Source organism: Streptomyces sp. NPDC015661 (assembly GCF_043077765.1).
In the GTDB taxonomy this organism is placed as follows: Bacteria; Actinomycetota; Actinomycetes; order Streptomycetales; family Streptomycetaceae; genus Streptomyces.
The window spans coordinates 775,642-799,896 of the sequence record NZ_JBIBST010000001.1 but is presented as its reverse complement, the minus strand read 5'-3'; the positions used below and the strand labels follow the sequence as shown (position 1 = coordinate 799,896).

General features: G+C 72.7%; 23 protein-coding genes. 14 read left to right on the top strand and 9 right to left on the bottom strand.

Annotated elements, in window-relative coordinates:
• Positions 1–348: 348 nt before the first annotated feature.
• Positions 349–1,389, top strand: a complete 1,041-nt coding sequence (locus ACF07V_RS03815) for an isopenicillin N synthase family dioxygenase (RefSeq protein WP_392151236.1) — start codon at positions 349–351, stop codon at positions 1,387–1,389.
• A 5-nt stretch (positions 1,390–1,394) separates the two neighbouring features.
• On the opposite strand, the gene ACF07V_RS03810 is transcribed toward ACF07V_RS03815, so the two are convergent.
• Positions 1,395–2,495, bottom strand: coding sequence for a citrate synthase 2 (locus tag ACF07V_RS03810; protein ID WP_392151235.1), 1,101 nt, complete (start codon positions 2,493–2,495; stop codon positions 1,395–1,397).
• A 234-nt stretch (positions 2,496–2,729) separates the two neighbouring features.
• On the opposite strand from ACF07V_RS03810, the gene pdxH reads away from it, so the two are divergent.
• Both pdxH and ACF07V_RS03800 read left to right on the top strand, forming a co-directional pair.
• Positions 2,730–3,359 carry a pyridoxamine 5'-phosphate oxidase gene (pdxH, locus tag ACF07V_RS03805; RefSeq protein WP_392151374.1) on the top strand — a complete coding sequence of 210 codons (630 nt, stop codon included), beginning with the start codon at positions 2,730–2,732 and terminating at the stop codon, positions 3,357–3,359.
• Positions 3,360–3,699: 340 nt separating this feature from the next.
• A complete protein-coding gene (locus tag ACF07V_RS03800; RefSeq protein ID WP_392151234.1) occupies positions 3,700–5,028 on the top strand; it encodes a PAS domain-containing protein in 1,329 nt (442 codons plus the stop codon).
• A 97-nt stretch (positions 5,029–5,125) separates the two neighbouring features.
• Here ACF07V_RS03800 and ACF07V_RS03795 read toward each other — a convergent pair whose 3' ends face one another.
• Positions 5,126–5,476: a winged helix-turn-helix transcriptional regulator gene (locus tag ACF07V_RS03795; protein ID WP_392151233.1), complete on the bottom strand. Its 351-nt coding sequence runs from the start codon at positions 5,474–5,476 to the stop codon at positions 5,126–5,128.
• Between the two features lie 61 nt (positions 5,477–5,537).
• Here ACF07V_RS03795 and ACF07V_RS03790 point away from each other — a divergent pair, with 61 nt between their 5' ends.
• Positions 5,538–6,449 (top strand): NAD(P)-dependent oxidoreductase, encoded by a 912-nt coding sequence (locus ACF07V_RS03790; RefSeq protein WP_392151232.1) that lies wholly within the window; start codon positions 5,538–5,540, stop codon positions 6,447–6,449.
• A gap of 129 nt (positions 6,450–6,578) precedes the next feature.
• Positions 6,579–6,875 (top strand): hypothetical protein, encoded by a 297-nt coding sequence (locus ACF07V_RS03785; RefSeq protein ID WP_392151231.1) that lies wholly within the window; start codon positions 6,579–6,581, stop codon positions 6,873–6,875.
• A gap of 69 nt (positions 6,876–6,944) precedes the next feature.
• On the opposite strand, the gene ACF07V_RS03780 is transcribed toward ACF07V_RS03785, so the two are convergent.
• Positions 6,945–7,700 (bottom strand): SIS domain-containing protein, encoded by a 756-nt coding sequence (locus ACF07V_RS03780; RefSeq protein ID WP_392151230.1) that lies wholly within the window; start codon positions 7,698–7,700, stop codon positions 6,945–6,947.
• Between the two features lie 152 nt (positions 7,701–7,852).
• On the opposite strand from ACF07V_RS03780, the gene ACF07V_RS03775 reads away from it, so the two are divergent.
• The 5 genes from ACF07V_RS03775 (at position 7,853) to ACF07V_RS03755 (ending at position 13,359) form a co-directional block, all read left to right on the top strand.
• Positions 7,853–8,542, top strand: a complete 690-nt coding sequence (locus ACF07V_RS03775; protein ID WP_053644941.1) for a metal-dependent transcriptional regulator — start codon at positions 7,853–7,855, stop codon at positions 8,540–8,542.
• 43 nt (positions 8,543–8,585) lie between these two features.
• Entirely contained in the window at positions 8,586–9,272 is a 687-nt protein-coding gene (locus ACF07V_RS03770) for a hypothetical protein (protein ID WP_392151229.1), read from the top strand.
• 493 nt (positions 9,273–9,765) lie between these two features.
• A complete protein-coding gene (locus ACF07V_RS03765; protein ID WP_392151228.1) occupies positions 9,766–10,716 on the top strand; it encodes an alpha/beta fold hydrolase in 951 nt (316 codons plus the stop codon).
• Between the two features lie 128 nt (positions 10,717–10,844).
• Entirely contained in the window at positions 10,845–12,068 is a 1,224-nt protein-coding gene (locus tag ACF07V_RS03760) for an FG-GAP-like repeat-containing protein (RefSeq protein ID WP_392151227.1), read from the top strand.
• A gap of 85 nt (positions 12,069–12,153) precedes the next feature.
• The gene (locus ACF07V_RS03755; RefSeq protein WP_392151226.1) at positions 12,154–13,359 is read left to right on the top strand and encodes an FG-GAP-like repeat-containing protein; all 1,206 of its coding nucleotides are present in this window, start codon (positions 12,154–12,156) and stop codon (positions 13,357–13,359) included.
• 133 nt (positions 13,360–13,492) lie between these two features.
• Here the strand turns inward: ACF07V_RS03755 and ACF07V_RS03750 are convergent, their stop codons facing one another.
• Complete coding sequence (locus ACF07V_RS03750; protein WP_392151225.1) at positions 13,493–14,005, bottom strand: SMI1/KNR4 family protein; 513 nt, start codon at positions 14,003–14,005, stop codon at positions 13,493–13,495.
• A 23-nt stretch (positions 14,006–14,028) separates the two neighbouring features.
• A complete protein-coding gene (locus ACF07V_RS03745; protein ID WP_392151224.1) occupies positions 14,029–14,574 on the bottom strand; it encodes a GNAT family N-acetyltransferase in 546 nt (181 codons plus the stop codon).
• A gap of 164 nt (positions 14,575–14,738) precedes the next feature.
• Between ACF07V_RS03745 and ACF07V_RS03740 the strand changes: the two genes are divergently transcribed.
• Complete coding sequence (locus ACF07V_RS03740) at positions 14,739–15,761, top strand: aminoglycoside phosphotransferase family protein (protein ID WP_392151223.1); 1,023 nt, start codon at positions 14,739–14,741, stop codon at positions 15,759–15,761.
• Here the strand turns inward: ACF07V_RS03740 and ACF07V_RS03735 are convergent.
• From ACF07V_RS03735 to ACF07V_RS03725, 3 genes are all read right to left on the bottom strand, one after another.
• Positions 15,748–17,385: a transporter gene (locus tag ACF07V_RS03735; RefSeq protein ID WP_392151222.1), complete on the bottom strand. Its 1,638-nt coding sequence runs from the start codon at positions 17,383–17,385 to the stop codon at positions 15,748–15,750. The two genes, ACF07V_RS03740 and ACF07V_RS03735, sit on opposite strands and share 14 nt — an antisense overlap.
• Positions 17,382–18,248 (bottom strand): ABC transporter ATP-binding protein, encoded by an 867-nt coding sequence (locus tag ACF07V_RS03730; RefSeq protein WP_392151221.1) that lies wholly within the window; start codon positions 18,246–18,248, stop codon positions 17,382–17,384. The genes ACF07V_RS03735 and ACF07V_RS03730 overlap by 4 nt, the downstream gene beginning before the upstream one ends.
• A gap of 76 nt (positions 18,249–18,324) precedes the next feature.
• Entirely contained in the window at positions 18,325–18,990 is a 666-nt protein-coding gene (locus tag ACF07V_RS03725) for a bifunctional DNA primase/polymerase (protein ID WP_392151220.1), read from the bottom strand.
• A gap of 292 nt (positions 18,991–19,282) precedes the next feature.
• On the opposite strand from ACF07V_RS03725, the gene ACF07V_RS03720 reads away from it, so the two are divergent.
• Together ACF07V_RS03720 and ACF07V_RS03715 are read left to right on the top strand one after the other, a co-directional pair.
• Positions 19,283–20,665 (top strand): transcriptional regulator, encoded by a 1,383-nt coding sequence (locus ACF07V_RS03720; protein ID WP_392151219.1) that lies wholly within the window; start codon positions 19,283–19,285, stop codon positions 20,663–20,665.
• A 157-nt stretch (positions 20,666–20,822) separates the two neighbouring features.
• A complete protein-coding gene (locus ACF07V_RS03715; RefSeq protein ID WP_392151218.1) occupies positions 20,823–22,259 on the top strand; it encodes a hypothetical protein in 1,437 nt (478 codons plus the stop codon).
• 53 nt (positions 22,260–22,312) lie between these two features.
• On the opposite strand, the gene ACF07V_RS03710 is transcribed toward ACF07V_RS03715, so the two are convergent.
• Entirely contained in the window at positions 22,313–23,581 is a 1,269-nt protein-coding gene (locus tag ACF07V_RS03710; RefSeq protein WP_392151217.1) for an ABC transporter substrate-binding protein, read from the bottom strand.
• Positions 23,582–23,796: 215 nt separating this feature from the next.
• Here ACF07V_RS03710 and ACF07V_RS03705 point away from each other — a divergent pair, with 215 nt between their 5' ends.
• Entirely contained in the window at positions 23,797–24,240 is a 444-nt protein-coding gene (locus ACF07V_RS03705; RefSeq protein WP_392151216.1) for a hypothetical protein, read from the top strand.
• Positions 24,241–24,255: the final 15 nt, after the last annotated feature.

The window sequence follows — 24,255 nt, the reverse complement described above, 5'->3', positions numbered from 1 at the left end:
CGGTGACGGGAAGCTTGGCGTGTACCGAACACGCAATGGCGGCGATCTTCGCGCAAGCCCGCCACTTTGAACAGACTTTGAGCCATCCCGGGACAGGACGTGACGGGGACCACAGTCGCCCGCTCGGCACCGCAGTACGCTGACTCCATGCCTCTGCTCGTACGCCGTCGCCACGTGGACTACGTCCGCGTCACGAGCATGGGCTGTCGCCGCTCCGCCTGACCTCCGGGGTACCACTCCACACCCCCGCGGTCCCTCGTCCGAGCACCAAGCCGACCGGCACCCGTGGCCCCCGCCCCACCCTTGGCGGCCGCCCCGGGCACCCGTATACCCCGCGGATGCATACACATGACGAACAGCTCGTACTCCTCGCAGCTCCCCATCGTCGACCTCTCGGCGGCCGACCGTGACCCCCAGGCCCGGAAGCTGCTCCACGCGCAGCTGCACTCGGCCGCCCACGACGTGGGTTTCTTCCAGCTCATCGGGCACGGCATCACCCCGGCCGAGACGCAGGCCCTGACCTCGGCCATGCACGCCTTCTTCGCGCTGCCCGAGGCCGAGCGGCTCGCCCTCGACAACATCAACTCTCCGCACTTCCGCGGCTACACGCGCATCGGCGACGAGCGCACCGCCGGCGCCCGCGACTGGCGCGACCAGCTCGACATCGGCGCCGAGCGGCCCGCCCGCGAACCGGCCCCCTGGGAAGCCCCGTACTGGTGGCTCGAAGGCCCCAACCAGTGGCCCGCCGCCCTTCCCGAGCTCCGCACGGCCGCCCTGCACTGGATCGACCGCCTCAGCGGCGTCGCCGAGCGCCTCCTGCACGAGCTGCTCGCCTCCATCGGCGCGCCCCAGGACTTCTACGACGACATCTTCGGCCCGCGCGCCCACCCGCACCTCAAGCTGGTGCGCTACCCGGGCAGCAGCGGCGAGGGCGACGACCAGGGCGTCGGCGCGCACAAGGACTACGGCTTCCTCACGCTGCTGCTCCAGGACCAGGTCGGCGGGCTCCAGGTGCAGCGCGAGGACGGCGAGTTCCACGACGTGCCGCCGCTGCCCGGCGCGTTCGTCGTGAACCTGGGCGAGCTCCTGGAGGTCGCCACGAACGGCTACCTGATCGCGACGAACCACCGGGTGGTGTCGCCGCCCGGGGCGACGGAACGATTCTCCGTGCCGTTCTTCTACAACCCCCGGCTCGACGCCCGGATCGCGCCGCTCCAGTTCCCGTTCGCGGACCGGGCGCCCGGCGTCACGACCGACCCGGCGAACCCGCTGTTCGCCGAGTACGGCCGCAACGAACTGAAGGGCAAGCTCCGCGCCCACCCGCTGACGACGGCCCGCCACCACGCGGACCTGCTGCTCGCGCACGAGCACCAGGCCCAGCTGGTCTGACGGCCTCAGCCGCTGATGTCGGCGTAGCCCTCGATCTCGCGCGGGTCCCGCTGGCCGGGACCCGTGTAGCGGGCCGAGGGGCGCACGAGGCGGCCGGTGCGCTTCTGCTCCAGGATGTGGGCGGACCAGCCGGCCGTACGCGCGCACGTGAACATCGACGTGAACATGTGCGCGGGGACCTCGGCGAAGTCCAGCACGATGGCCGCCCAGAACTCGACGTTCGTCGCGAGGACACGGTCGGGGCGCCGGTTGTGCAGCTCGTCCAGGGCGGCCTTCTCCAGCGCGGCGGCCACCTCGTACCGAGGGGCGTCCAGCTCCTTGGCGGTACGACGGAGCACGCGCGCGCGGGGGTCCTCGGCGCGGTAGACGCGGTGGCCGAAGCCCATGAGGCGCTCGCCCCGGTCGAGGGCCTGCTTCACGTACGCGGTGGCGTCGCCGGTCCGCTCGATCTCCTCGATCATGCCCAGGACGCGGGAGGGCGCGCCGCCGTGCAGGGGACCGGACATGGCGCCGACGGCACCGGAGAGGGAGGCGGCGACGTCGGCCCCCGTCGAGGCGATGACACGCGCGGTGAACGTGGAGGCGTTCATGCCGTGCTCGGCCGCGGAGGTCCAGTACGCGTCGACGGCCTTGACGTGCTTCGGGTCGGGCTCGCCGCGCCAGCGGATCATGAAGCGCTCGACGACGGACTCGGCCTTGTCGATCTCGCTCTGCGGAACCATCGGGAGGCCCTGGCCGCGCGCGGACTGCGCGACGTACGAGAGGGCCATGACGGCCGCGCGGGCGAGGTCGTCGCGGGCCTGCTCGGCGGAGATGTCGAGAAGCGGTTTGAGGCCCCACACGGGCGCGAGCATCGCGAGCGCGGACTGCACGTCGACGCGGATGTCACCGGAGTGGACCGGGATCGGGAAGGGCTCGGCGGCCGGCAGGCCCGGGTTGAACGCGCCGTCGACGAGGAGACCCCAGACGTTCCCGAAGGAGACGTGACCGACGAGGTCCTCGATGTCGACCCCGCGGTAGCGGAGGGCGCCGCCCTCCTTGTCGGGTTCGGCGATCTCCGTCTCGAACGCGACGACTCCCTCGAGCCCGGGTACGAAGTCGGACATCAGGCGGCTCCTCTATCGATGATCGATCAACCGTGTTGGTCGATGGTGGGGAATCAACAGTCATCCAGCGGAAGAGTCTGTACGGTTCCGATGATGCGGGGAAGCGTGACATCCGGCACACTGCGCCGATCCGGGCAGAGAGGATTAGCGCCCGCCGGTGCCGGGCAGACTGGGCCGCTGCGGCAGGATGACCCTGTGACCGATCCCGTGACCGACGCCCTGGATCCCGCCGACATGCGCGAGCAGTACCGCACCACGGAGCTGTCCGCGGCCGACCTCGCGCCCGAACCCATCGGACAGTTCGCACGCTGGTTCAAGGAGACCGCCGCGAATCCGGCGATCCACGAGCCGAACGCGATGATCGTCTCGACGGCGACCCCCGAAGGCCGCCCGTCGTCCCGCACGGTCCTCCTGAAGCACTACGACGAGGCCGGTTTCGTCTTCTTCACCAACTACGAGTCCCGCAAGGGAAGGGAACTCTCGGCGAACCCGTACGCCTCGCTCCTCTTCCCCTGGCACCCCCTGGCCCGCCAGGTCATCGTCACCGGCCGCGCGGTCCACGTCGGCCGCGACGAGACGGTCGCCTACTTCCGCACGCGCCCGCACGGCTCCCAGCTGGGCGCCTGGGCGAGCCCCCAGTCCCAGGTGATCGCCTCCCGGGCGGACCTCCTGGCCCGCTACGACGAACTGGCCACCCGCTACCCGGACCGCGAACAGGTCCCGGTCCCGCCGTCCTGGGGCGGCATCCGCGTCGTCCCCGAGACGGTCGAATTCTGGCAGGGCCACGAGAACCGCCTCCATGACCGCCTCCGCTACGTCCACGAGGACGACGGGACGTGGCGGGTGGAGCGCCTGGCGCCGTGACCGGCCCCGGGAACGCAGGCGACCCGTGAGTCTTGGCGCCGTCCGCCTAGGTTCGGACGGATGCCTGCCGGCCGGACTGCCGGCGACTCACGGGTCGGGTGACTGCGTTGGTGTTCGGCAGAAGGCCTGCCGAGGTGCACAGAGTGCGACTGGCAGGCCTTAGCCCGCAGTCACCTCACGAGTCCGAAAAGAAACCATTTTTTCGGATCACCTCCTTTCGCGTGTACCCACACCCTAGGAAGCCTCCGCGCGCACCTCAACCCATTTATTCAATTCGCGGAACAGGGGTGTGCTCCACGTCACGTTCCAGTTGAATGGTCGCAGCATGGGGGGTGCCTGGATGAGTGCATTCACGGGGGCCACGAGCGATGACGTCTCCGTCCCGGGGGCGGGGGCCGATCTGCTGGCCGCCCTGCTCGACGGGATGGACGCGGCGCTCTGCGCGTTCGACGCCGACGGGACGGTCACGCACTGGAACCGGGAGGCCGAGCGGATTCTCGGCTGGTCCGCCGGGGAGGCCGTCGGGCGGCGCGGGTTCGAGGGGTGGGCCGCGCGGAGCGCGGACGCCGAGGAGACCCTGGGCCGGCTGATGGGGGCCATGAAGGGGCCCGGGCGCCAGGTCCATGAGTTCGTGCTGCTGCGGAAGGACGGCGGGCGGGTTCTCGTGCGGAGCCAGGCCGCCGGGGTGCGGGGCGCCGACGGCACCCCCGCCGGGGTGTACTGCGCGTTCAGCGAGGTCCACGTCCAGCTCGACCTGGAGCGGTCGGTCGCCCTGAGCGAGGCGCTGTTCGAGGACGCCTCCTGGGGCGTCGTGCTCGTCGACGCCGATCTGCGGCCCGCCGTCATCAACGGTCACGCCGCCCGCGCCTTCGGGACCGGCCGTACGGCCCTGCTCGGGCGGCCCCTCGGGGACGTCGTCGTGCACGGCGCGGAGGACCTGGAGGGCGCCCTCCAGCACGTCCTGGCCGAGGGCACGCCGCCCGCGCCCGCCGAGGTGTGGGTGACGCTCAGGACCTCCTCGGGGGAGCGGCGCCGGTGCTGGCGCAGCGGCTTCCTGCGGCTCTCGTCGCCCATGGCGGAGGAGCCCGTGCCGCTGGGTGTCGCCTGGCTGTTCCAGGACGTCACGGAGGAGCGGCTCGCGGCGCGCGAGGCGGACCGGCTGCGGTTCCGGTGGAGCCAGCTGCACCGGGCGGGCACGGCGGCCGCGGAGTGCGAGGACCCGGCCGAGGCGGCGACGGTCCTGCTCGAGTTCGCCCTGGCCGGGTTCGCCGATCACGCCCTGGTCGACCGTCCGGCGGGGGAGCGGCGCCTCACCCGCGCCCTGGCCACCCCGGCGGGCGGCGCCCCCGGCCCGTCCTCGCCCGTCGTGGGCGGCGGCATCCCGCTGCGGTACGGGCCGCGGCACCCGGCGCTCCAGGCCTGGGACCGGGTGGGCACGGTGCGGGCGAGCGCGGGCCGGACCGCCGAGGTGTGGGCGGAGGCCCACCAGTGGCCGGGGGACGCGGCGCACGCCCTGTGCGTGGTCCTGCGCTCCCGGGGCCGGACCCTCGGCGTCCTGACCTTCCTGCGGGCCGCCTGCCGGGCGCCCTTCGAGCGCGAGGACGTGGTGTACGCGGAGGCGGTGGCGTCCCGGGTGGCGGCGGCCCTCGACCTCGCCGAGGCCCCCTAGCCGCGCCGTACACCCACTTTTTTGTGGGTACTTGTGGGCCGTCCCGGGTCCGGGAGAGCCTGGGCGTGGCCCGGACGGAGAGGGGATCGGCGGGGCCTCAGGAGGCGGCCCGTGCCGCCGTCAGCCGGTCGATCCGGCGATGGCCCCAGTCCGACAACGGGCCGAGCAGTACGGAGAGTTCGAGCCCGAACTCCGTCAGCGAGTAGACGGTCTTCGGCGGCAGCACGTCGTGCACCTCGCGGTGCACGAGACCGTCCGTCTCCATCTCCCGCAGCGCCTGCGTCAGCACCTTCTCGCTGATCTCGGGGAGCCTGCGGCGCAGTTCACCGGGCCGGTGCGGGCCGGATTCCAGCAGCCACAGCAGCGACGTCTTCCACTTGCCGTCGATCACGGCGATCGCGGCGGTCACGCCGCAGACGTTCGTGTCCTGGGCCCGGAGGCGTGTCATGCGCGTCCCTCTCCTTCTTCAGTCGTCTCTGTATCTCACGTATGTGCAAGGGAGTTCCGTCATGTCTTCTTCCGTGTCTTCGTCCGTGTCTTCTTCCGACGAGCGGTTTTCGGTCACCGTCCTCGGTCTAGGGCCGATGGGCCGTGCGCTGGCCGGCGCGTTCCTGGACGCCGGGGTGCGGACCACCGTGTGGAACCGCACCCCGGGCAGGGAGGGTGACCTCGGTGCGCGGGGCGCGGTCCTGGCCGCGAGCGCGGAGGAGGCGGTCGCGGCGAGTGCGCTCACGGTGATCTGCCTGGTCAACTACGACGCCACGGACTCCGTACTGCGGCAGCCGGCGGTCACGGACGCGCTCAAGGGCCGGACCGTGGTGAACCTGAGCGCCGACGTCCCGGAGCGGGCCCGGGACACCGGCCGCTGGGCGGCGGAGCACGGCGTCGGCTACCTGGACGGCGCCATCATGACGCCGACGCCGAGCATCGGGACGCCGGCCGGCGTGTTCCTGCACAGCGGCCCGGCGGCGCTGTACGAGGAGCACCGGCGCGTGCTCGATGCGCTGGGCGGTGTCCACACCCACCTCGGCGAGGACATCGGCCGGGCGGCGGCGTACGACATCGCGCTGCTCGACATCTTCTGGACGTCGATGGCGGGGTACGTGCACGCCCTCGCGGTGGCCCGCGCGGAGGGGATCTCGGCGCGGGAGGTCGCGCCGTTCGCGCAGGGCATCGGGGCGATCCTGCCGCCGCTGTTCGAGGAGTGGGCGGAGGACGTGGACGGCGGCTCGTACTCGGGCGAGGGCAATCCGCTGACCTCGGCCGTCTCGACGATGACGCACGTGGTGCACGCGGCCGAGGCGCACGGCATCGACGCGAGCGTCATGCGCGCGGCGGAGGCGCTGGCGCTCCGGGCGGTGGACCGGGGGTACGGCGCGGACGGCTTCACGCGGGTGACGCAGGTGCTCGACCGGCACTGACGGGCAACGAAGGGGGGCCGGATCCTGCCGGGTTCCGGCATGGCGGGACCGGTGCGGCGGGACGACGATGGGCCCACGTCCGGGAACTCTGTGGGGGCCGTCATGGTGGCGTGGCTGTTGGGTGTGTGCGTGCCTCTGGGCGTGCTGGCGATCGCGATGGGCGTGGCCGCGTTCCGTACGGGATGGATGATCCCCCCGGCGCGCCGGAGCGTCCGGCAGCCCCGGCTCTACGGCTTCGGCGCCGTACTGGTGGGCGTGGGCCTGCTCGCCTCGGTGGTCACGTACTACGCGCTCCACGTCGGTGCCGTGGAGCGCGACCCGTGGCTCGCCTTCATCGGGAACTTCCTGGAGCTCATCGGCATGACCCAGATCGCGGCGAGCCGGCGGAGCCCGAGGCACGCACGGGCCCCGCACCGGACGGCCTAGTTGTATTGATCACGAGCGTTGTTGACACCGGTCCGGCCCAGCGTCGGTCCGGCCCGGTGCCGGTCCGGCCTAGCGCCGGTAGAAGATCCGGTCCCCGTACTCGCTCATCACGCGCCCGTTCCACTCGTGGCCGCCGTCGACGTTGCCGGAACGCAGCAGCGGAGGCTCGATGCCGAGGCGTACGAGTTCCTCGGCGGCGGCGGCCATCGTGGCCTGCATGAGGGCACTGGTGACGACGGTGGAGGCGGGTGCGAAGGGTGCCTCGATGCCCTCGTGGGTGAGCTCGGCGTCCCCGATGGCGATCTTCGAGTCGAGGACGATGTCGCAGTGGTCCTTGAGGTACGTCCCCGAGACGTGCCGTGACTTCGTCTCCGTGGCGTACGCCACGGAGGTGACGCCGATGACGGTGAGGCCGAGCGCGCGGGCGTTCATGGCCATCTCCACGGGCAGTGCGTTGCGCCCGGAGAGGGAGATGATGATCAGGACGTCGCCGGCCTTGGCGGGGGAGGAGTCGAGGACCGCTCCGGCGAGGCCGTCGACGCGCTCCAGGGCAGAGCCGAGGGTGGCCGGCATGACGTCGACGCCGACGACCCCGGGGACGGCGAGCAGGTTCATCAGGGCGAGGCCGCCGGCCCGGTAGACGACGTCCTGGGCGGCGAGCGAGGAGTGTCCGGCGCCGAAGGCGAAGAGCCGGTTGCCGTTCGCGACGGCTCGGGCGATCGCCGCTCCGGCTTCGGCGATCTCGGCGGAGTCCCCGTCGCGCACCTGCTGGAGCAGGCCGATCGCGGCGTCGAAGAACTGTCCGGCCAGCTTGCTCTCGCCCATGGCGGCGGCTCCTTCTCGTCCTCGTGGTCGCCGATCACGGTGCGGTCTGGACCATTGCTCTGTCAATACCGCCTCACCCGGCGCGGCCCGGTTGTCGGTCCGATGCGCAAGAATTGGGGCAGGGCCAGCGCACGACTCATCGAGGGGCACGTATGTCCGGACTGATCGACACAACGGAGATGTATCTCCGCACCATCCTCGAGCTCGAGGAGGAGGGTGTGGTCCCGATGCGTGCCCGCATCGCCGAGCGGCTCGACCAGAGCGGCCCGACGGTGAGCCAGACAGTGGCCCGGATGGAGCGCGACGGCCTGGTGGCCGTGGCGAGTGACCGCCATCTGGAACTCACGGACGAGGGCCGTCGTCTCGCCACCCGGGTGATGCGCAAGCACCGTCTCGCGGAGTGTCTGCTCGTGGACGTGATCGGCCTGGAGTGGGAGCAGGTCCACGCCGAGGCCTGCCGCTGGGAGCACGTGATGAGCGAGGCCGTGGAGCGGCGGGTCCTGGAGCTGCTGCGGCACCCGACGGAGTCGCCGTACGGGAACCCGATCCCGGGTCTGGAGGAGCTGGGCGAGAAGGCGGAGGCCGAGGCCTTCCTCGACGACTCGATGGTGTCCCTCGCCGACCTGGACGCGAGCGGCGGCAAGACGGTGGTCGTGCGCCGGATCGGCGAGCCGATCCAGACGGACGCCCAGCTGATGTACACGCTGCGGAGGGCGGGCGTGCAGCCCGGCTCGGTGGTGTCGGTGTCGGAGTCGCCGGGCGGTGTCCTGGTGGGCAGCAGCGGCGAGGCGGCGGAGCTGGACGCGGAGGTCGCGGCGCACGTGTTCGTCGCGAAGCGCTGAGCTCGCGCGGTCGTCCGTACGTGACGGGGGCGCCGCCGGAGGTGTGCTTCAGGACGATCATGAAGACCGTCTCGCGGGCGGCGTGCCGGGCCGGCTTCTCCGGGTCGTAGACGACGTGGATGTTCTCCGTCACGCGGTGGGGGGCGTCCTGCTGGTACTCGTTGCCGCTGGTGTCGGTGAACGTGTAGTACCGGGTCTTCTTGCCGTTCGGGTAGTACGCGCGCTTGGCGACGACGATGATGCCGCGCCGGGCGAGGACCACCTTGTCGATGACGCTCGCGATCACGCCCCCGGTGGAGAGCAGGCCGATGAGCAGTGCGAAGAGTCCGAAGAAGGCGGCGAATCCCATGCCGCCGCCGTGCGCGGACGTGGTCCACCAGACGTAGCCGCCGTAGGCGGCGACGATCGCCGCGCCCCCGGTCCACGCCTGCCACATCTTGAGGGTGAACCCGTCCTCCTCGGTGGTGACGAGGGCGCTGCCGGCCGGGTCGCGTTCTTCGGGCAGGGCGTTGGTCAGGGCGGTGAGGAAGGCGCTGGTGGCGTACGCGTTGCCGCCCTCGATGCGGTGGGTGGCGCCGTCGGTGAGGACGACCTCGACGGCCTTGTCGCCGCGCGCGTGCACCTCCTGGACGACGGCCAGGGGGATGCGGGTGATCAGCCGGTCGCGCTTGAGGGTGAGGACGTCGGGGTCGAGGATCGCGTCGGCGTCGCCCTTCGCGAGGACCTGTGAACTGAGCATGATCAGATTGATCCACAGTCCGGGGCGTTGGTTGTACGGGGTGGGGTCACGAACCCGTATCGGCTCGGCCTCGGCGGGTCAACGAACCGTCGTGCGCCCCGTTTTACGCCGGAATCGCCACGCCCACGCCCTTGCCGTGCCACGCTGGTGGGGGCGGGGCGTTGAGCGGGTGCGGGGGTGGGGCCATGAGGGCTACGGACGGCAGGGGATCGCGGACCGCGGACGGCAGAGGGCCCCGGCGCCTTCCGGCGCCGGGGCCTGTCCTCCCCTGTGCTGACCTGGAGCCCCGAGCTCTCAAGGTCATTCCCCTCGGACCGTTTTTCCCCGAGCGGTCCGCCTCCCGTTCAAGATCTCCCCTCGGCAGCGCGCGTCAATCCTTGAGCCCTGTCACTCGAACGAGGGGTGTTGTGTGGCAGGAGCGCATTTTCGAATGCGAGTTCGATAGTCTGGCGAGGTTCGACGGAAAAGAGGGGGTGCCGGATCCATGGTGCGACGACTCGACGTCACCGGGGCCGACGGCGTCCGGCTGGCGGCCTGGGACCACACGGCCGGGCCCGGCGGGCCGGGGATCGTCCCGCAGCCCGGCCCGGACACCGCGGGGCGCCCCGGCGGCCGGCCCGTCCCCCGCCCCGCACGAGCCCCGCAGGCCCCCGGACCGCAGGCTCCCGCCCCCGGGGTGTTACTCCTCCACGGCCTGATGGGCCACGCGGGCCACTGGGCCCCCGCCGTCCGCCGCCTCACCGGCGGCCACCGGATCGTCGCCCTCGACCAGCGCGGACACGGCGCGAGCGAGAAGCCCGCCGGCGGCCCCTTCACGCGCGAGGCGTACGTGGCGGACGCCGCCGCCGTCGTCGAGCAGCTCGGACTCGGCCCCGTCACCCTCGTCGGCCACTCCATGGGCGCCCTGACCGCCTGGCAGCTGGCCGCCGAGCGTCCCGACCTCGTCCGCGCCCTCGTCATCTGCGACATGCGTGCCTCGGCCCTCGGTGCGGCCTCGCAGCGCGCCTGGCAGGACTGGTTCCGTGACTGGCCCGCGCCCTTCCCCTCCTTGGAGGCGGTCCACCGCTGGTTCGGCGACGAGGACCCCTGGGTGGAGACCCCGAACCCGGCGCGGGGCGCGTTCTTCGCCGAGGTGATGGCCGAGCACCCCGACGGCTGGCGCCCGGTCTTCGACCCGGAGCAGATGCTGACCTCCCGCGAGACCTGGGTCCACGACGCCCACTGGGACTCCCTCGCCCAGGTCCGCTGCCCCACCCTCGTCGTCCGCGGCCTCGACGGCGAACTGGGCCGCGCCGAGGCCCAGGAGATGGTCCGGGTCCTGCCCCACGGGGCGTACGCGGAGATCCCCGACGCCGGCCACCTCCTCCACTACACCCACCCGGAGGCCTGGAGCGAGGCGGTGGAGCCCTTCCTGAACGGGGTGCTGACCCCCTGACCCGGAGACCCAAGGAACGAGGCATTCCGGAAACGGGACCCCTACGGTGACGCGGGAGACCCGGCGCGGTACGGTCCCTCCCACGGCGCGTCGAGCAGCACGTCTCCGCGCCGGTGGGAGGGAACTCAATGCGCAATTCCTTGCTGCGGCGCGTGGCCACGGTGGCCACGACGCTGGGGCTCACCTCGCTCGGCCTCCTCGGCGCGGGCGTGGCGCCGGCGCAGGCCGCCGTCAGCGACTGCCCGTCCGGCTACTTCTGTGCCTGGAAGACCGACAACGGCACCGGCACGATGTACAAGACGAACGTGAACACGGCGACGCTCGGGACCTGGGACAACACGTTCCGCTCGGTCGTGAACCGCACGAGCAAGTTCGCCTGCCTGTACGACGCCCCGAACTACGACGTCAACGGCGGCACCTCCGTCTGGGCTTCGAGCCCCTCGGGCAGCGAGTGGGGCGGCCCCGGCAGCAACTCGGTCAGCTCGCTGAAGTTCGTCCCCACCGAGCGCGAGTGCGTCCTGCCCGCGTACCCGGAGTGGCACGCGTACGCCGCCCCCAAGGCGGCGGGCTTCGGCGACATGAACGCCGACAGGACGTCGGACGTCATCGTCCGCGACAAGGCAGGCCGCCTGTGGTTCCTGCCGGGTGACAACACCGGACGCCTGATCGGCAGCGGCGGCTGGAACGCCATGAACGCCCTCAGCCGCCACGGCGACTTCACCGGCGACGGCCGCGAGGACGTCATCGCCCGCGAGGCGTCCACCGGGAAGCTGTGGCTGTACCCGGGCACGGGCACCGGCGCCGTCGGCACGCGGAAGCTGATCGGCTCCGGCGGCTGGAACGGCATGAACCAGATCACCGCCTTCGGCAACCTGACCGGCGACAGCCGCTCGGACCTCCTCGCCGTCGAGAAGTCCACGGGCAAGCTGTGGCTGTACCCGGGCACGAGCACCGGCGTCGGCACGCGCAAGCTGATCGGCAGCGGCGGCTGGAACGCGATGAACGCGCTGGTCGCGCCGGGCGACATGAACGGCGACGGCCGGGCCGACCTGATCGCCCGCGAGGGCTCCACGGGCAAGCTGTGGTTCTACCCGGGCACCGCCACGGGCGGTGTCGGCTCGCGCGTCCTGATCGGCTCCGGCGGCTGGAACGTCATGGCCTCGTTCCTCGCGGTCGGCGACTTCAACGCCGACGGCCGAAACGACCTCGCCACCGTGACCAACAGCAACTACGTTGGCGAGGGATGCCGCGGAGTGGGCTGTCTGGTCCTCTACTCCGGCAAGGGCACGGGCGCGCTGAACCCGGGCGCTCCCGAGGACGCGAACTGGATGGACCTGAACGGCGCGTTCTGATGCCCGACGCGAACTGAAACCCGTGCGCGGGGGCGGACACCGTCCCCGCGCACGGCCTTGGGGAGGGAAAGTTTTGCGTACGGTGATGAAACGCGGCCTGGCGTCACTGCTGGGCCTGGCGACCCTGGGGGTCCTCGGGGCGGCGACCGCCGCCCCCGCGCAGGCGGCGAGCAGCGACTGCCCGAGGGGCTACTTCTGCGCCTGGAAGTCGGACAACGCCACGGGCACGATGTTCAAGACGAACAAGTCGCTGCCGACCCTGGGGGCGTGGAACAACACGTTCAAGTCGCAGGTCAACCGGACCTCGAAGATCGTCTGCCTCTACGACAAGGAGAACTACGCTCTCGGCACCTACTGGTCCCTGGACCCGATGGACGGCAACGGCTACGACGGCGACCCGACCCCGAGCACCAGCTCGCTGAAACTCGTCAGCACGGAACGCGAGTGCTCGGACAACGCCTACCCGTGGTGGTACGCGGAGACGTCTCCGCGTGCGGCCGGGTTCGGCGACATGAACGCCGACCGCAAGGCCGACGTCATCGTCCGTGACCTGGCGGGCCGGCTGTGGTTCCTGCCGGGCGACGGCTCCGGCCGGATGATCGGCAGCGGTGGCTGGAACGGAATGAACGCACTCGTCCGTCACGGTGACTTCAGCCGCGACGGCCGCGAGGACGTCATCGCCCGCGAGAAGTCGACGGGCAAGCTGTGGCTCTACCCCGGTACGGGCACGGGCTCGCTCGGCACCCGCAAGCTGATCGGCACCGGCGGCTGGAACGGCATGACCAGGATCACCGCCGTCGGCGACCTCTCGCGGGACGGCCGCGCCGACCTCCTGGCCGTCGAGAGGTCCACGGGCAAGCTGTGGCTGTACCCGGGCACCTCGACGGGCACCCTGGGCGCCCGCAAACTGATCGGCACTGGCGGCTGGAACAGCATGAACGCCCTGGCCGGACCCGGCGACACGAACGGCGACGGCCGCGTCGACCTGATGGCCCGCGAGGCGTCCACCGGGAAGCTGTGGCTGTACCCGGGCACCTCGACCGGCACCCTGGGCGCGCGCAAGCTGATCGGCTCCGGCGGCTGGAACGTGATGGACACGTTCATCGCCGTCGGTGACTTCAGCGGCGACGGCCGCGTCGACCTCGGGACGATCACCAACAGCGCGTACGTCATCTACGGCTACCCGGGCAACCCGGGCTGGCGGGTCTCGTACCGAGGCCTCGGCACCGGCGCACTGTCGGCGGGCGAACCCGCGGACGGCAACTGGTGGGGCCTGAACGGCGCGTTCTGACCGGTGAGCCTGATGAGGGCCTCCACCCCCGGCCGGGGGTGGAGGCCCTCGGCGTTCACAGCGCCGCGACGAAGGAGTCCCAGGCGGCGGGGGAGACCCCGAAGGAGGGGAGGGCGATGGAAACGGCGCCCCCTCAGCCCTCTCCGTCGTCGAACGACGTCGCCGCCCTCAGCCCCTCGACGAAGGTCCGGAAGTCCCGGGCCAGGGAAAGCTCGGACGCGTCGTCCGCATCGAACCACGTGACGGACGGATCCCCGTCCGTTCCGCACGCCCGGTAGTCGAGTGCGATCCACGTATGGCCGTCGCCGGAGAGCAGGACGCAGGGGGACGGCAGGTCCCACTCCTCGATCAGGTAGGTCGAGTCGAGGATCGACAGATCGTGGCCGTCCACACACCTGATGCCCATCAGCACGTCGAACGGGACGTGGTCGTCGCTCCACGAGGTCGGTACGACCGTGGGGTACGCGTTCCACGACTCCGCCACGTCTCCGCCGTTCCGCACCCGCAGGAGCTCCAGGAGCGACGCCGGCAGGCGGACGCCGAGCCGGGCCTCCGCGTCCCGGACGGCCGCGTCGGTCAGCGGTGCCTGGACCCCGTACCGGCCCTCGCCCCAGAACGCCGTCTTCACCTCGTCGAATCGCGCCACCCGCGCATCGTAGGGAACGCCGTTCAGCGGCTCAGGCGCCACACCTGGTCCTCGCCCGTCTCCGCCGGGGCCGTGGGCTCGTGCGGGCGGCGGAGGTGGGCGGTGAAGCCGAGGCGGGAGGGGACGGCGCCGCTGGCGTGGTTGGCGACGTCGTGGACGATCTCGACGGCAGTGACGCCCGGGAGGCGGAACGCCTGCTCGACGAGCGCCCGCGCGGCGCGCGTCGCGAGGCCCCGGCCGGTCGCGGCCGGGTGCAGCCAGTAGCCGAGCTCGACCGTGCCGTCCGGCGTGTCGTCGTGCCGGTGCAGCCCGCAGGAGCCGACGACCGCCCCGTCGAGCACGATCGCGTAGCTGTACGCCCCGCCGCTCGCCCACTGTTCCGCCCGGGACGCCAGGAAGCGGGCGGTCTCTCCGTTGCCGTGCTCGGCGACCCACGGCATCCACGGGCGCAGGTGCTCCACCGACTCGTCGACGACCCGGGAGAACTCCGGCAGGTCCGCCTCGCCCCGGAACGCGCGGAGCACGAGCCCGCCGTCGAGCTCGATGACCGTCTCAGGTGAAGGGTTCATGCCGGGAGGATCCTCCGCACCGGTCACCCGGGCAAAGGGATTTCGGCCGGTACGGGTGCAGGCACCGGCGTCCGAAGCCGCGCCGCACCGGCCGTCTCCGGCTCGTCGCGGGGCCCTCCATGCGTACGCTCCAAGCCGGTTGACGATCGGACGGAGAAGTCATCATGGGGGACGCCGTGGATTTCGACGAGGGGCTCGTACGGGCGCTGCTCCGCGACCAGCACCCGGACCTGGCGGAGCTGCCGCTGCAGCGCGTGCCGGGCGGCTGGGACAACCAGATGTGGCGGCTCGGCGACGAGTTGGCGGTACGGATGCCCCGTACCGAACGCGCCCCGGGCCTGCTGCGCAAGGAGCACCGCTGGCTGCCGGCCCTGGCGCCGCTGCTCCCGCTGCCCGTACCCGCCCCCGTGCGCACCGGGGAGCCGTCCGCGCGCTTCCCGGGGACCTGGACGGTCGCCCGCTGGGTCCCGGGCGAGCCGGGCGACGCCGTGCCGGTCACGCGCGGAGACCACGCGGCGGAGGCCCTCGGCGGCTTCCTGCGGGCGCTGCACCGCGAGGCGCCCGAGGACGCTCCCGCCAACCCGGACCGGGGCGTTCCCCTCGCGGGGTTCGTGGCGGGGTTCGAGGCCGGCTTCCCGCTCCTGGCGGAGTGCGCCGACCCGGCGGCCGTCCGGCGGGTGTGGGAGGACGCCCTCGCGGCCCCCGGCCCCCAGGGCCCGCCGGTCTGGCTGCACGGGGACCTGCACCCCGCGAACGTCGTCGTCGCGGACGGCACCCTCACCGGTGTCCTCGACTTCGGCGAACTCTGCGCGGGCGACCCGGCGACCGATCTCTCGGCCGCGTGGCTGCTCCTGCCGGAGGGCGCGGCGGGACGCTTCTTCCGTGCGTACGGGAGCCAGGACGGCCCCGAAGGCGGCCCCGAGGAGCCCTCCGAAAGCGCCCACGCGCGCGTGGACGCCCCCGAAGAGACCCACGCGCGCGTGGACGGCCCCGAAAATGTCCACGCGCGCGTGGACGACGCCGCCGTCCGTCGCGCCCGTGGCTGGGCCCTGCTCCGGGCGGCCGGGCTCATCGGCATCGGCCGCGCCGGCGACCGCGGCCTCCCGGGCGGGAAGCCGACCTGGGGTCCGGCCGGTCGCGCCGCCCTCGCGCGCGTGCTGGCGGGCCGAGGCGTCAGCCCTTGCTGACCGACGCCAGGATCTCCGGCAGCCGCCTCGCCGTGCGCGGGGCCGCCAGCTTGAGGCCCGCGAGGACGAGCAGCGCGCCGTAGAGCAGGCCGGCGGGGAGGAGGAGCCACAGCAGGGAATGCTGGTCGGAGACGTGGAGGTAGATCGTCGCGGCGATGAGCGGGGAGCACAGCACGCCGGCCGTGATCATGCCGCCCATGATCGACATCCAGGCCAGGCCGCCCTGCCCCGGCGCGACGTTCTTGTAGCCGCTGTCCTGGGGGATCGAGTACGGGAAGGCCGCCGAGGTCACCGCGCCCGTACCGACCATCGCGCCGAGCAGGCCGAGCGCCAGGCCGAAGGCCTGCGGGAGCTGCGACCACGCGCCGAGGACGCCGGCCGTCACCGTCGTGGTGAGCAGCGTGAACGGGACGGTGACCGAGAGCAGGGCCAGGGCCCGGGCCCGGAGTTCGGCGTACGCGTCGGCCGTGGTCGAGATGGTCTGCGCGACCATCCAGAACGCCGAGCCGTCCTGGCCGAACTGGTTGTACATCTGCATGCCGAGCATGCCGGCGGCGAAGCACGCGAAGTAGACGGAGCCCGCACCCTGGATGGCGTTGAACAGCGGCACGATCAGACCGACGGCGAGCGAGGTCACCCAGCCCGCCTTCGTCTTCGGGTCCCGCCAGACGTACCGCAGGGTGCGCTCCATGACGGTGCCGGTGCGCCCGGCCGGCAGGATCCGGGCGAGCAGCCCCGTACCGCTCTTCTTCTCGGTCTTCGCGTCGGAGGCCGCGCCGATCGTGGAGCCGTCCGGTTCGACCATCAACCGCACGAGGCTCCGCTGCCACCAGTGCACGAGGCCCGCGAGGGTGGTCGCCGTGAGCAGCAGACGGGCCGCGGCCACCGCGTAGTCGCCCCGGCTCGCGGCGTCGACCGCGCCGATCGCGGCGGCCGGCGGGAGCCAGCCGACGACGGCCGTGGCCGGTTCGAGGGACTCCAGGCCCCCGGCCTGGCCGAGCCGCTGGGCGGCGAAGTTCACGAACTGCATGCCGACCGCGATGACCAGGCCGCTCAGCAGGGCCAGGTCGCGGCCCTTGCGGGAGGTGAGGAGCCGGACGTTGGCGGCGGCGACGGCCCGGGACAGCGCCACGCACGTCACCGCCGTGAGCGGGACGGCGAGGACGGCGAGGACGGTGCCGGCGGCGCCGTGGGCGACGGCCAGGGCCGCGCCCAGGACCAGGACGAAGGTGAGGACGGGGCCGACGCCGACGAGGGAGGCCACGAGCAGTGCCCGGACCAGTGGCCGGGGCTGCAGGGGCAGCATCACGAGCCGCGAGGGGTCGAGGGTCTCGTCGCCGCTCGGGATGAACAGCGGCATGACCGTCCAGGCCAGCGCGAGGACCCCGGTGACGAGGACCGCGACGGTGTCGGCGTCCGCGCTGCCCCGCATCAGCACGAAGGCGAGGAGCAGGCCGACGGTGAGGAGGCTGCCGAAGACCATCGAGGTGATGTACGCGGCGGTCCGCCCGCCGGACTGCCGCAGCCCGTTCCGCAGCAGCGACAGCTTGAGCCGTACGAACACGGACGTGAGGGACGGTACGGGGGCGGGCGTCGCCGGTACGGAAGGGGTGGCGGCGCTCATCGCTGCGTACCGCCCGTGCCCGTGCCCGCCCCGCCGCCCAGCCAGTCCAGCGAGTCCCCGGCCGCCGCGCGGCCGTTCGCGCCGACGAGCTCCAGGAACGCCTCCTGGAGCGAGGGCGCCGAGCCCCGCACCTCGGCCAGCGGGCCCTGGGCGCGGATCCGGCCGCCGGCCATGACGGCGACCCAGTCGCAGAGCGACTCGACGAGCTCCATGACGTGGCTGGAGAAGACGACGGTCGCGCCGGAGGAGGTGTACCGCTCCAGGACGCCCCGGATGGTCTGCGCGGAGACCGGGTCGACGCCCTCGAAGGGTTCGTCGAGGAAGAGGACCTCGGGGTTGTGGAGGAGCGCGGCCGCGAGGCCGATCTTCTTCCGCATGCCGGTCGAGTAGTCGACGACCAGCTTGTTCTGCGAGCCGGTCAGGTCGAGCACGTCGAGGAGCTGCGCGGCCCGCTTGTCGACCTCGGGGCCGGGCAGCCCGCGCAGCCGGCCGCTGTAGGCGAGGAGCTCACGGCCCGAGAGGCGCTCGAAGAGCCGCAGGCCCTCCGGCAGGATCCCGATGCGGGCCTTGACCCGCGCGACCGACTCCGGGTCGGCCCACACGTCGTGGCCGGCGACGAGGATCCGTCCGTGGTCGGGCCGCAGCAGGCCGGTGATCATGGAGAGGGTCGTGGTCTTGCCGGCGCCGTTGGGCCCCACGAGCCCGATGAAACGGCCGGCGGGCAGGACGAGATCGATCCCGTTCACCGCGATCTGCTGTCCGAAACGCTTCCACAGCCCCTCGACACGCACGGCGGGCGCCGCACCGTCCCCCGGTGCGGCGCCCGCCGCGTCGAACGCTCCGTCAAATGCCTGGTCAGGCATGGTCCGTCAACCCTTCGATGGTCCCCGTAACACTTACGGGGGCCACCCTACGACCGGGCCGCGCCAGGCCACCGGGTCATTGCGCGCGGCCCCTCGCCTCGGCCGCTTCCCGGCCACACGCGTACGCGAGGGCACTGATCAGCTCTTCCGCGTCCGGCAGCCAGCGGTTCGCCGGGGTGGGGCGCCGCGCCCACTGCACCGCGCCGAAGCCGCCGATCCGGGTGGGCGGGGCCGCCACGTAGTGGCCCTCGCCGCGTGTGACGAGGTCGATGGAGGCCGGGGCCCAGCCGAGCTTGCGGACCAGGTCCGGCACCTTGGTGGCGGCGCCGGGCAGCACGAAGAAGTACATCCGGCGGTCCGGGGTGCAGGTCACGGGGCCGAGCGTCAGCTCCATGCGCTCCATGCGGGCGAGCGCCAGGAAGCCGGCGGTCTCCGGCACCTCGATCGCGTCGAAGGTGCGGCCGGTCGGCAGCAGGATCGAGGCCTTCGGGGTCTTCGACCACATCCGCCGCGCCCCGACGCCGCTGCCGGTCGCCTGGGTCGACCAGTCGGGCCTGACGGCGTGGGCGCCGGGCACGGCGCACGCGTCCGCGCCGCAGGAGCAGCGCTCCTTGCCCTCGACGACTTCCAGCCAGGTCCCGGGAAACACGTCCCAGTGCCGCTCTTCCGCGTACCGCACGGCGCTGTCCAGCAGCTGCTCGCCCCGCTGCTTGGGGATCTGTGCGGCTTCCGTGACTCCCATGGTCTCTTCCACGGTGAGCACAACTTCCCCCGCCACCTGGGGTTACGGGCGTGGCGGAGGGTGTGTTGACGCATCGATCCTGCACGCGGGGCGCATGGGTGCACTGGCGGGGGCGCGCGGAGGGCCGGGGAGCGGGGGTGGGTACGCAGAGGTGGGGGCGCCGGCGGCGGGGGGTGGTCGCATCCTCGTGGCCGACGTGTCCGGTTTCGCGTGTTCACATCTGCATTGACCGCATATTCGCCGGGCATTGATCAGTTCTCTCGTGATCACCGCACGGCCTCAGGGGGTACTCATGGCAGCCAGGCCACTCGTTCCGCGTCAGCTCAACGAACGGCTCCAGGCGCTCATCCAGGAGGCCGGCTGCTCCAACGCCGGCCTCGCCCGCAGGGTCAACATGGTCGGCGCGGAGCGCGGCCTCGACCTGCGCTACGACAAGACGTCGGTGGCGCGCTGGCTGCGCGGTCAGCAGCCGCGCGGCCGGGCGCCCGGGATCATCGCGGAGGCGCTGGGCCGCAAGCTGGGCCGTACGGTCACGATCGACGAGGTCGGCATGGCCAACGGCCGGAACCTCGCCGCCGGGGTGGGACTCCAGTTCGCGCCGACCGTGCCCGGGGCGATCGAGCAGGTCTGCGAGCTGTGGCGCAGCGACGTGGGGCGCAGGGACTTCCTGAACGGCTCGACCGTGGCGGCCTCCGCGCTCGTCGAGCCCAGCAGGGACTGGCTGATCACGGGGCCCGACGCGCACGTGGCGCGGATGGCGGGGGCCCGCGTCGGGGTCGCGGACGTGGCGGCCGTACGGGAGATGACGGCCGCGCTCGTCGACCTCGACCGGCGCTTCGGCAGCGGCCATGTGCGGCCGGTGGTCGTGCACTACCTCAACAGCGTGGTGTCGGGGATGCTGTCGGGCTCGTACCGGGAGGCGGTGGGCCGGCAGCTGTTCGCGGCGGTCGCCCGACTGACCGAGCTCGCCGGGTACATGGCGGTGGACACCGGTGAACCGGGGCTCGCGCAGCGGTACTACATCCAGGCGCTGCGGCTCGCTCAGGCGGCGGGGGACCGGGGGTACGGCGGCTATGTCCTCGCCGCCTCGATGAGCCACCTGGCCGCGCAGCTCGGCAACCCGCGGGAGATCGCCCAGTTGGCGCGGGCGGCGCAGGAGGGCGCGCGCGGGAAGGTGCCGCCGCGCGCGGAGGCGATGTTCCTCGCGGCGGAGGCGCGCGGGCACGCGCTGATGGGCGATGCGCGGGCCTTCGAGACGGCGGCGGGCCGCGCCGTACGGGCCCTCGACCTGGCCGATCCGGAGGCGGGCGACGACCCGGCGTGGATCGCCCACTTCGACGCGGCCTACCTCGCGGACGAACTGGCGCACTGCCACCGGGACCTGGGGCAGGCGGAGGCGGCGGCCCGGGCGGCCGAGGAGTCCATCGCCGGGCACCCGGAGTCGCGGGCCCGGCGGCGTGCGATCGGCCTCGCGCTGCTCGCCTCGGCGCAGGTCCAGCAGCGGGAGGTGGAGCAGGCCTGCCGGACGGGCACGCAGGCGCTCGAACTGCTCGGCACGCTGCGGTCGTCGCGGGGCGCGGAGTACCTGGACGATCTGAGGGAGCGCCTGGAGCCGTACGCGGGGGAGCCGGTGGTACGGGAGTTCGGTGCGCGGATGGAGCTGTACGCCGCCTAGGGCCCGTCCGGCCCCGATCCGCCGCACGGGCCTGGACGCTCAAGGGTGTTTCGTAAACGGGTTGTGTAACCGGTCTCACACGTGTGTGCGGAGCCCAGTCGGCACCCGGTAGCGTGAGCCGACGATTCCGTAGGTTGGTCCATCAGTGGGAGTCCCGGTGACGCAGAACGGACAGGGTCCGGAGCATGGCGGCGGTCAGCCGTGGGGCGGCGCCTGGGGTCCCGCAGGTGGTCAGCAGGGCGGGCAGCCGCTGCCGCCCGCGCAGCCGCTGCCTCCGGAGGCGCCGCAGGGCGCCGCCGACATGCAGTCCACCCAGTACCTGCCGCCGATACCGCCGCAGCAGGCCCCGGCGCAGCCCGGCTACGGCTACCCGGGGCCGGGTGCCCCGGCCGCCGGTGACATGCAGGCGACCCAGCACATGGCGCCGGTCCCCGGCGGGATGCCGCCGGTGCAGGGGATGCCGCCGCAGCCGGGCGGGATGCCGCCGGCGCAGGCCGCCCCGCAGCCGGGGTACGGCTACCCCGGCCCGGGCGCCCCCGCCGCGCCGCAGCCCGGCTACGGCTACCCGGGGCCGGCCGCCCCGGCCGCCGGCGACATGCAGGCCACGCAGCACATGGCGCCGGTGCCGCCGCAGCAGGGCGGGGGCTCCGACACCCAGTTCCTCGGCACGGGCCCGCTTGCCCACCAGGGGCCCGCCCCGGCCGGCGCCTCGGACGCGACCCAGTACATCGCCCCCGTGCCGGCGCAGACGCCCGGTGAGCGGCAGCCGCCCGCCGAGTTCGACAACCTCTTCCGCACGGAGGCCCCGCGGCCGCCCCAGCAGCCGCCCGCGCCGCAGGGCTACCAGCAGCCGGGCCCGGCCCCGTACCAGCAGCACCCCCAGCAGCACCAGCAGCCTCAGCAGCAGTACGGCTTCCAGGACGCCTACTACGACGACGACGAGCCCGCGCCGCGCCGCAAGTCGCCGCTCGCGCTGATCGCCGCCGTCGTCGTCGGCTGCGCGGTCGTCGGCCTCGGCGCCGGCGCGCTGCTCAGCGGCGGGGACGAGGAGAAGGACCCCAAGGCGGGCGGCCAGAACGTGGCGGCGAGCTCCGCCGCGCCGTCCGCCTCCGCCGAGCCCTCGGAGAAGCCGGCCGACCCGGCGGAGCCGCAGGCGCAGGAGCTCAGCAAGCTGCTCGCGACCAGCAGCAGCAGCCGTGAGACGGTGATCAGCTCGGTCGCGGCCATCGGCCAGTGCAAGAACCTCGACAAGGCCGCGAGCGATCTGAAGGGCGCCGCCGAGCAGCGTCGCGGGCTGATCACCAAGCTCGAGGCGCTGTCGGTCGACAAGATCCCGGACAACGCGGCGCTGACGGCGGCGCTCACCAAGGCCTGGCAGGCCTCGGCCGCCGCCGACGACCACTACGCGGCCTGGGCCCTCCAGATGAAGGGCAAGAAGGCCTGCAAGGGCGGCCAGGCCCGCTCGACCAGCCAGAAGGCCGCGGGCGACGCGAAGAGCGGTGAGGCCAGCGCCGCCAAGAAGACGGCGGCCGGGCTGTGGAACCCGACCGCCGTGAAGTACGGACTGGAGAAGCGGAGCTGGACGCAGCTCTGAGCAGGCCCGGTGCCCAGCGGGCCCGGGCCTGAGCGGCCTGGGCCCGAGCGGGCTCACGGGGCGCTGAGGACGGTCTCGCCGACGTCGACGAAACCGGGCTTCTGCGCCACGAGCCGCCCCTCGCGGACCACCTGGAACGTCACCTCGTGGTTGACGATCCGGGTGAAGCCGGGGGCGCCGAGCAGGTCCTCGTACTTCCAGCGCAGGCTGGGGGTGAGGCCGCCGGTGTCGATCCGCTCGCCCCGGTCGAGGGCGCGGGTGATCTGCCCGGCCGTGATCGTGTCCTCGTCGAGGGACTCGATCACCTCCTTGAGGACCGTGTACGCGATCCAGGTGGTCTGCACGCCGGTGTCGGCCGGGTCGACCCGGTTGTCGGCGAAGGCGTGCTCCTGGATGACCTTGCGCATCGGCGCCCAGCTCTTGTCGCCCGCCGCCGGGTACCAGCCGGTGACGTACGCGCCCTCGAAGGGGCTGTGGGCGCCGCCGGTGCGGTCGATGACGGGCTGGTCGACGCTGCCGAGGACCGAGGAGATCCGGACGGCATCGCGCTTCTGCGTCTCCTCCTGCTGCGCGGGGAGCCGGCGGAAGGAGTCGAAGAAGGTCTGGGTGCGCTCGCCGAGGACGGCGGTCACACAGCCCTTCTCGTCGCCGGCCCGGGTGCGGGCGCGGCCTGCCTGCTGGGTGTACTCGGCGGCGTCCTCCATGGCCGGGATGTCCACGGCGCTCCGGTGACTCGCCTTGCGCAGGCCGGAGTTGAGGAAGTCGGGGAGCTTGTCCCCGGCGGTGGTGTCGGGGCGGACGAGGGAGACCTTCTCGCAGGAGTCGGCGAGCTGCATGCCGTGCCCGGCGACGAGCGAGGCCACCCCGCCGTTGACGGGGTACGAGAGCGGGCTCGTGAACTCGTCCTCCGAGATGCCGTAGCCGCCGATGTACGGGATGTCCGCGGCCTCCAGGGGGGCCATGAAGGCGCGGCCGTTCTGGCTGTACGAGCCGACGACGGCGACCGCCTTCTCGCGGACGGCCCGGCGCGCGCAGGCGGCGGCGCCGGCGGTGCTGTTCTGCTCGTTGCAGGTGAGGACGCGCAGTTCGTGCCCGTTGATGCCGCCCTGGGAGTTGACCCATCGGGCGAAGGTCTGTGCCATTGCGGGCATTCCGGGCATGTTGGTCGCTCGGGTCTGGTCAGGGGCCCAGGTCATCACCGTGACGGGCTCCCTGGAGCCCCCCGTGGCCCCAGGGAGAACGCCGCACCCGGTGAGCAGCGACGCTCCGGTCGCCGCGGTCGTGACGTACGCGAGGAGTGAGGTCAGTCGCCTACCGGTCATGGGCATGCACATTTCCGTCCCACGGGTAACGCGGGAGTGAGCGCGGTTCAACGGTGGGTGACGTGAAGGTGAATTACGGGGGCGGCGGCCGCATGAGGAGGGGGCGAGTCCGCTTACCGGACACGGAAACGTACGATCGAACGATGTCCAGTCCAGTCCCCGGTTCGGTCTCCGGTTCGGTTAACTCTTCCCGTCGCGGCCGTCGCTCCTCCACCATGGGCGGCATGCCGCTCAACGACATGCCGTGGTGGCGCTGGCGCAGCAACGTGCGCTCGGCGCTTCACATGCTCTCCGACCCCGGATTCCACGAGACGACCTGGCTGGCCGGCCAGGACGGGTACGGCGACGTCACCGACGCCGTCTACCGCCTCGTCGAGGACACCTGGCTCGACAACTGGTCCGCCGAGAAGTACGTCGGCTCGATCTTCCGGGACTCCGGCGAGGCCGCCCTCGTCGACGTCGCCGTCCTCCGGGTGCTGCGGATCATGCACCAGGTGGGCCCGGACGCCCACTTCTCCGTCTACCTGCAGCACCCGGGCTGGCCGGAGGCCGTACGTGCCGCCCGCGAGGCCCACGTCCGCCTGGCCCAGGCCGACGGCGAGGACCCCGACACGCCCCCGCGCTCCCTCGACGTGCTCCGCATCTTGACGCGGTCCTGAGGCGTTCCGCCTGAC

Bases quoted from the DNA above. Each gene is read 5' to 3' on its own strand.
- ACF07V_RS03815 (WP_392151236.1), top strand. From the start codon at position 349: ATGACGAACAGCTCGTACTCCTCGCAGCTCCCCATCGTCGACCTCTCG.
- ACF07V_RS03810 (WP_392151235.1), bottom strand. From the start codon at position 2,495: ATGTCCGACTTCGTACCCGGGCTCGAGGGAGTCGTCGCGTTCGAGACG.
- pdxH (WP_392151374.1), top strand. From the start codon at position 2,730: ATGCGCGAGCAGTACCGCACCACGGAGCTGTCCGCGGCCGACCTCGCG.
- ACF07V_RS03800 (WP_392151234.1), top strand. From the start codon at position 3,700: ATGAGTGCATTCACGGGGGCCACGAGCGATGACGTCTCCGTCCCGGGG.
- ACF07V_RS03795 (WP_392151233.1), bottom strand. From the start codon at position 5,476: ATGACACGCCTCCGGGCCCAGGACACGAACGTCTGCGGCGTGACCGCC.
- ACF07V_RS03790 (WP_392151232.1), top strand. From the start codon at position 5,538: ATGTCTTCTTCCGTGTCTTCGTCCGTGTCTTCTTCCGACGAGCGGTTT.
- ACF07V_RS03780 (WP_392151230.1), bottom strand. From the start codon at position 7,700: ATGGGCGAGAGCAAGCTGGCCGGACAGTTCTTCGACGCCGCGATCGGC.
- ACF07V_RS03775 (WP_053644941.1), top strand. From the start codon at position 7,853: ATGTCCGGACTGATCGACACAACGGAGATGTATCTCCGCACCATCCTC.
- ACF07V_RS03765 (WP_392151228.1), top strand. From the start codon at position 9,766: ATGGTGCGACGACTCGACGTCACCGGGGCCGACGGCGTCCGGCTGGCG.
- ACF07V_RS03760 (WP_392151227.1), top strand. From the start codon at position 10,845: ATGCGCAATTCCTTGCTGCGGCGCGTGGCCACGGTGGCCACGACGCTG.
- ACF07V_RS03755 (WP_392151226.1), top strand. From the start codon at position 12,154: ATGAAACGCGGCCTGGCGTCACTGCTGGGCCTGGCGACCCTGGGGGTC.
- ACF07V_RS03745 (WP_392151224.1), bottom strand. From the start codon at position 14,574: ATGAACCCTTCACCTGAGACGGTCATCGAGCTCGACGGCGGGCTCGTG.
- ACF07V_RS03740 (WP_392151223.1), top strand. From the start codon at position 14,739: ATGGGGGACGCCGTGGATTTCGACGAGGGGCTCGTACGGGCGCTGCTC.
- ACF07V_RS03735 (WP_392151222.1), bottom strand. From the start codon at position 17,385: ATGAGCGCCGCCACCCCTTCCGTACCGGCGACGCCCGCCCCCGTACCG.
- ACF07V_RS03730 (WP_392151221.1), bottom strand. From the start codon at position 18,248: ATGCCTGACCAGGCATTTGACGGAGCGTTCGACGCGGCGGGCGCCGCA.
- ACF07V_RS03725 (WP_392151220.1), bottom strand. From the start codon at position 18,990: ATGGGAGTCACGGAAGCCGCACAGATCCCCAAGCAGCGGGGCGAGCAG.
- ACF07V_RS03720 (WP_392151219.1), top strand. From the start codon at position 19,283: ATGGCAGCCAGGCCACTCGTTCCGCGTCAGCTCAACGAACGGCTCCAG.
- ACF07V_RS03710 (WP_392151217.1), bottom strand. From the start codon at position 23,581: ATGACCGGTAGGCGACTGACCTCACTCCTCGCGTACGTCACGACCGCG.
- ACF07V_RS03705 (WP_392151216.1), top strand. From the start codon at position 23,797: ATGGGCGGCATGCCGCTCAACGACATGCCGTGGTGGCGCTGGCGCAGC.